A 6177-nucleotide genomic window follows, 5' to 3' on the forward strand; every position below is an offset into this window, starting at 1 on the left:
CGGCAGGCGCCGTGGCGCGTCCGGGGGCCGGTCGGACCGGCCCCCGGGCTCAGCCCGTCAACGCGGACGTCTTGAGCACCACCAGCAGCACCAGCACGGCCAGCAGCACCACACAGGCGGCCGCCTGGACCGTCGTACGGCGCTTCGCCGGGGCATAGGCGTACGCGACGGTGACGATGCCGCCCGTCAGCAGCCCGCCCAAGTGGCCCTGCCACGAGGCGAATCCGGCCGAGATCACCATCCAGAGCAGGAACCCGGCCATGAACCGGTTCACCGCCCGCATGTCGCGGCCCAGGCGCCGGTTGATGACGTAGAACGCCGCCCCGAGACCGAAGATCGCACCCGAGGCCCCCACCGTGCCGTCGAACGGCGCGATCAGATAGACCAGCACCGAACCGCCCAGCGCGGACAGCAGATACAGCGCGAGGTAACGGGCCCGGCCCAGCTGCTCCTCCACGACCCGGCCCAGATTCCACAGCGCGTACATGTTGAGGACGATGTGCAGCACCCCGAACGGCAGCGAACCCAGGGACGATCCGCCCGGCGGGAGATGCAGGAAGGCCCCGGTCAGCAGCCGGTACCACTCGCCGCCCACCAGACCGACCACATCGAAGCCGGGGAGGTCCCCGGCCTGATAGACGTAGGCGCTTCCGTCCGGGCCGTTCAGCCCCGCACCGAGCATCGCGAACCGGTCGACGATCCCCGGGCGCACCAACTCGCCCAGATACGCCGCGATGTTGAGGCCCATCAGCACATACGTGACGAGCGGCACCGCGGACCTAGGGACCGCGCCGCCGAACACCGTGCGCGCCTGCCGGACCGAACGCTGCCCCTCCTTCACGCACTCCACGCAGTGATGGCCGACCGCGGCCTCCCGCATGCAGTCGGGGCAGATGAAGCGTTCGCAGCGGGTGCAGCTCACATACGTCTCGTACGACGGATGGCGATAACAGGTGGTGACCGCGGCCTCCACGGCAGGCTCCTTCACGGGTGGGCGGACACGAGCGGCCGGTGGGGGCGGCGGCAGATCAAGATAGCGAACTCCGCCCGACCAGGGCATACCTGGGTGGCTTACGCTCGGGGTCCCGACACGTCGAGGATCGGAGCAACCGCATGGCCGGCCCGTCCACCGCCGCACCAGGACCGGCCATCGGCCTCCGCGAGGTCGAGGAGACCGCGCCCGCGCTGGTCAGCCTCTACAAGAGCGCCTCGGTCTCCCTGACGAAGCACCGCATGAGCGGCGAGCGCGCCGCGGTCTACCTGGTGCTCGACTACTCCGGCTCCATGCGGGAGTACTACGAGGACGGCAGCGTCCAGGCCCTGGCCGACCGGGTACTGGGGCTCTCCGCCCACCTGGACGACGACGGCCGCGTACCCGTCGTGTTCTTCTCCACGGATGTCGACGCCGTCACCGACATCGCGCTGGACAACCACCGCGGCCGAATCGACGCCATCGTGGCGGGCCTCGGGCACATGGGGAAGACCAGCTACCACCTGGCCATGGACGCCGTCATCGACCACTACCTCGACAGCGGCTCCACCGCGCCCGCGCTCGTCGTCTTCCAGACGGACGGCGGACCGATCAGCAAACACGCGGCGGAACGTTACCTCTGCAAGGCGGCGAAGCTCCCGTTGTTCTGGCAGTTCATCGGCTTCGGCAACAAGCGGAGCAACCAGTTCGACTTCCTGCACAGGCTCGACGAACTGGCCGTACCCGCCAGGCGCGCCGTCGACAACGCCGGCTTCTTCCACGCCGGACCCGACCCGCGCAAGGTCCCGGACGCCGAGCTGTACGACCGGCTCGTCGCCGAGTTCCCGCACTGGCTGGCCACGGCCAGGGCCCAGGGGATCGTCAAGTGACGGCGCGGGTGCTGCGGGCGGCCGACCGCACTGCCACGCCCTGGAAGAACGGCGGGGGAGTCACCCGGGAGATCGCGGCGTACCCCGAGGGCGCGCCGCTGGACGCCTTCGACTGGCGGGTCAGCCTCGCGGAGGTGACCGAGGACGGCCCGTTCTCCTCCTTCCCCGGCGTCGACCGGACCCTGACCGTGGTCGAGGGCGCCGGGATGGACCTCCTGGTGGGCGGCGAGCACCACATCCTCGACGAGCCGCACTGGCCGCACGACTTCCCGGGCGACCCGGAGACCGAGGGCGGACTGCTCGGCGGCCCGGTGATGAACGTCAATGTGATGTGCCGCAGAGGACGGACGAGCGCGGCGGTCGCGGTGGTGCGCGGCACCGTACGGCTGGCGGCGCCTCCGGGCGGGGCGGCCCTGGCCATCGCGCTGGAGGACGGTGCGGTGCTCGACGGCACGGACATCGCACTCGACCGCCACGACGCGCTGCTGACCCGCGAGGAGACACCGGGCGTGCTCCGGACCCACGGCTGGGCCCTGCTGGTCACCCTGTCGGAGGGCTGACGGCCACCCGGCGGGCGGACGGGCCCCGGGCGGGCGACGGGGCCCGGACGGGCGGCCCCGGCCGGCGTGCGCCGATCGGTGCGTCCGGGAACCGGGCAGAAGATACCGGACAGAAGATGTCGGGATTCCAGAGTTCCATGGACGCATGACATCGAGTTCCTGGGAAGGGTTCCGGTCGGCGGAGCCGGCCTTCGCCGACACGGTCCGGACCCGCTTCGAGCAGTACAGGCACCACGTCCTGGCGACCCTGCGCAAGGACGGATCCCCGCGCGTGACCGGACTGGAGGTGGACTTCCGCTTCGGTGAGCTGTGGCTCGGCATGATGCCGGACTCGCGCAAGGCGCTGGACCTGCTGCGTGATCCGCGGTTCGCGGTGCACGCCAACCCCGGGCCGGACGCCGAGATGGCCGACGGCGACGTACGGATCTCCGGCCGTGCCGTGGTGGAGAACGACCCCGAGGTCCTGACCCGCTTCATCGAGGAGACGAAGCCGCCGGAGCCCTTCCATCTCTTCCGCACGGAACTCCAGGAGGTGGTCCGCACATCCGTGGACGCGCAGGAGAAGGAGATCGTGATCCAGGTGTGGCGGCCCGGCACGCCGGCGCGCACGATCCGCAGGCCCTGAGGCTGTCCCGTAGGACGGCGCCGCGGGCCGGAGCCGTCCCGTGTCCGCGGCGTCCCGCCGCACGCCCTCGACGGCGGGCGCCGGGCGGAGAATGGTCGGGTGCCTACCAAGAAGAAGCCCCAGGTGACCCCCTCGCCCGAGCGGCGCCGCGAACTGCTCGCCACCGCGGCCGAGGTCTTCGCCGCCCAGGGATACAACGCCACCACCGTCCGCAAGATCGCGGACGCGGCCGGGATGCTCGCGGGCAGCCTCTACTACCACTTCGATTCCAAGGAATCGATGATCGACGAGATCCTCTCGACCTTCCTCGGCGAACTCTGGGAGGGGTACGACGCGGTGCTCGCCGCCGGACTGGCCCCCAGGCAGACCATCGAGGCGCTCGTCACCGAGTCCTTCCGGGAGATCGACCGGCACCGTGCCGCCGTCGCCATCTACCAGAAGGAGGCCCGGCACCTGGCCGCCCAGCCGCGCTTCCAGTACCTCGTCGACTCCCAGCAGAGGTTCGAGAAGGCCTGGCTCGGCACACTGGAACGCGGCGTCGCCGACCACAGCCTCCGCGCCGACCTCGACATCCGCCTCACCTACCGCTTCGTGCGCGACACCGTCTGGGTCGCGGCGTCCTGGTACCGGCCGGGCGGACAGCACAGCCCCGAGGAGATCGCCCGCCAGTACCTCTCGATGGTCCTGGACGGCATCGCCCTCGACACCTGACCCCGCGCACCCGGATCCACCGCCCCGGACCGCCCCGGTCACCCGCCCGGCGCAGACCGGAGCGGGAATCGACGACGGCACCCCCGCACGAGCCGGAGCGGACCGGCCGCCGCCGAGGGGCTCCGGCCGTGGGCGAGTGCGGCGGCCGGGTGAATGCGAGGACCGTCCAGCGGACCTGCCGCGGCCCCGGCCCGACACGCCCGGCGAACCGCCCCGACACCGGTCGTGCCAACGATTTCTCCGGTGTTCCGGGACCGCCCCCGGCCAGATACCGCAAGGGCCGGAGAGGAATCCGCCGACCGGCTCCGCAGTGTGTTCCCACCGCGGACCGGCAGAACGTGCTACGGTTGCCGAGTTGCAGTTTTGGTACCCATGAACTTTATGTGCGCCTGACGGGAATGCTTCCTCAGGCGCATTATTGTTTTCCGGCTTTCTCCGGATGGGGCTCAATGCGGCGACTTGAAATTCGTAAAGTGCGGATTTCCGGCACTGCACCTCTTTTAGGAGAATGACATGGCTACTGGAACCGTGAAGTGGTTCAACTCGGAAAAGGGCTTCGGCTTCATCGAGCAGGACGGCGGCGGCGCCGACGTCTTCGCCCACTACTCCAACATCGCCACCTCGGGCTTCCGTGAGCTCCAGGAGGGCCAGAAGGTCTCCTTCGACGTCACGCAGGGCCAGAAGGGCCCGCAGGCGGAGAACATCGTCCCGGCCTAATTGCCGGACGCGTACCTCGCAGCCGGGGCCCGCACCGTGAAGGTGCGGGCCCCGGCTTGTGCTGTCCCCGGGACACGGCGAACGAGCCCGCCCGGCCGCAGCACCCCCCAGCAGTCCCACGCAGTTCTCAGGAATCCCCAGGACTCCTCAGGAATCCCCCAGGAGGGCAATTCCGTATGACCCGCTCCGAACGCCAGGACCGACCCGCCCGCAACCGCCCGTCGAGGGGGCGCGGCACGGCCCCGGCAAAGGCAACCGCTAAGGGTTCCGGCAAGGGATCCGGCAAGGCGTCGCCCCGTCGCAGGGCCACGCCGCCGCAGGGCGAATTCGCCCTGCCGGAAACCATGACCCCCGCACTGCCCGCCGTAGAGGCGTTCGCCGAGCTGGACATGCCCGCAGCCCTGCTGAAGACCCTTGCCGCGCAGGGCGTCACCGATCCGTTCCCGATCCAGGGCGCCACCCTGCCGAACTCGCTCGCCGGCCGGGACATCCTCGGCCGCGGCCGTACCGGCTCCGGCAAGACCCTCGCCTTCGGCCTCGCCCTGCTGGCCCGCACCGCCGGGCGGCGCGCCGAGCCGAAGGCGCCGCTGGCGCTCGTCCTCGTCCCGACCCGCGAGCTCGCCCAGCAGGTCACCGACGCACTGACGCCGTACGCGACGTCCGTGAACCTGCGCCTGGCCACCGTCGTCGGCGGCATGTCGATCACCAAGCAGTCCGGCACGCTGCGCCGCGGCGCCGAGGTGCTCGTCGCCACGCCCGGCCGGCTGAAGGACCTCATCGAGCGCGGCGACTGCCGTCTCGACCAGGTCGCCATCACCGTCCTCGACGAGGCCGACCAGATGGCCGACATGGGCTTCATGCCGCAGGTCGTCGCCCTGCTCAAGCAGGTCGAGCCGGACGGGCAGCGGATGCTGTTCTCCGCGACGCTCGACAAGAACATCGACCGGCTGGTCAAGATGTTCCTGACCGATCCCGTCGTGCACTCCGTCGACCCGTCCGCGGGCGCGGTCACCACGATGGAGCACCACGTCCTGCACGTGGCCGACGAGACCGACAAGAAGGCCGTCGCCACCAGGATCGCCGCCCGTGACGGCCGGGTGATCATGTTCGTGGACACCAAGCGCGCCGCGGACCGGTTCGCCAAGCGGTTGCTCGCCAGCGGTGTACGGGCTGCCGCCCTGCACGGCGGGCGCTCGCAGCCGCAGCGCAACCGGACCCTGGAACAGTTCAAGAACGGCCAGGTCACCGCGCTCGTGGCGACGAACGTGGCGGCTCGCGGCATCCATGTCGACGACCTCGACCTGGTCGTGAACGTGGACCCGCCGACCGACCACAAGGACTACCTCCACCGCGGCGGGCGCACCGCGCGCGCCGGTGAGTCCGGCAGTGTCGTCACCCTGGTGCTGCCCGAGGAGAAGCGGGAGATGACCCGGCTGATGGCCGACGCGGGCATCGCCCCGAGGACCACCCGGATCAAGTCCAGCGACGAGGAGCTCACCCGGATCACCGGGGCCCGTGAGCCGTCCGGTGTCGCGATCGTCATCGAGGTCCCGCAGCCGACCCCGCCGAAGCAGCGCACCCGCTCCGGCGGGGCCGCGGCGGGCAGCACCGGCTTCCGCTCGGGCAGCCGCGGCCGGGGCCGGCGCGGCGGTGCCGGACAGGGCGGCGGCGAGAGCCGAGGCACGGGCGGCGCTCCCCGCGCCG

Annotated in this window: 7 protein-coding genes; 6 read left to right on the forward strand and 1 reads right to left on the reverse strand. The window is 71.0% G+C overall.

The genetic code is table 11. From position 1 onward, the window contains the following. Positions 1 to 49: 49 nt before the first annotated feature. Entirely contained in the window at positions 50 to 973 is a 924-nt protein-coding gene (locus GA0115234_RS19890) for a rhomboid family intramembrane serine protease (protein WP_093543526.1), read from the reverse strand. A gap of 140 nt (positions 974 to 1113) precedes the next feature. On the opposite strand from GA0115234_RS19890, the gene GA0115234_RS19895 reads away from it, so the two are divergent. The 6 genes from GA0115234_RS19895 to GA0115234_RS19920 form a co-directional block, all read left to right on the forward strand. Continuing rightward, on the forward strand, positions 1114 to 1860 hold the full coding sequence (locus tag GA0115234_RS19895; RefSeq protein ID WP_093543528.1) for a VWA domain-containing protein: 747 nt from the start codon (positions 1114 to 1116) through the stop codon (positions 1858 to 1860). Beyond that, complete coding sequence (locus GA0115234_RS19900) at positions 1857 to 2420, forward strand: HutD/Ves family protein (protein ID WP_093543530.1); 564 nt, start codon at positions 1857 to 1859, stop codon at positions 2418 to 2420. Before GA0115234_RS19895 ends, GA0115234_RS19900 begins: the two co-directional genes overlap by 4 nt. Positions 2421 to 2565: 145 nt before the next feature. After that, entirely contained in the window at positions 2566 to 3045 is a 480-nt protein-coding gene (locus tag GA0115234_RS19905) for a pyridoxamine 5'-phosphate oxidase family protein (protein WP_093543532.1), read from the forward strand. A 99-nt stretch (positions 3046 to 3144) separates the two neighbouring features. Next, positions 3145 to 3756 (forward strand): TetR/AcrR family transcriptional regulator, encoded by a 612-nt coding sequence (locus GA0115234_RS19910; protein WP_093543534.1) that lies wholly within the window; start codon positions 3145 to 3147, stop codon positions 3754 to 3756. Between the two features lie 513 nt (positions 3757 to 4269). Further along, the gene (locus GA0115234_RS19915; RefSeq protein WP_003969786.1) at positions 4270 to 4473 is read left to right on the forward strand and encodes a cold-shock protein; all 204 of its coding nucleotides are present in this window, start codon (positions 4270 to 4272) and stop codon (positions 4471 to 4473) included. A 176-nt stretch (positions 4474 to 4649) separates the two neighbouring features. After that, positions 4650 to 6177, forward strand: a 1528-nt coding sequence (locus GA0115234_RS19920; RefSeq protein ID WP_093543551.1) for a DEAD/DEAH box helicase, incomplete at its 3' end; no start/stop codon positions are given.

Source organism: Streptomyces sp. DvalAA-43 (assembly GCF_900091725.1).
In the GTDB taxonomy this organism is placed as follows: Bacteria; Actinomycetota; Actinomycetes; order Streptomycetales; family Streptomycetaceae; genus Streptomyces; species Streptomyces pulveraceus.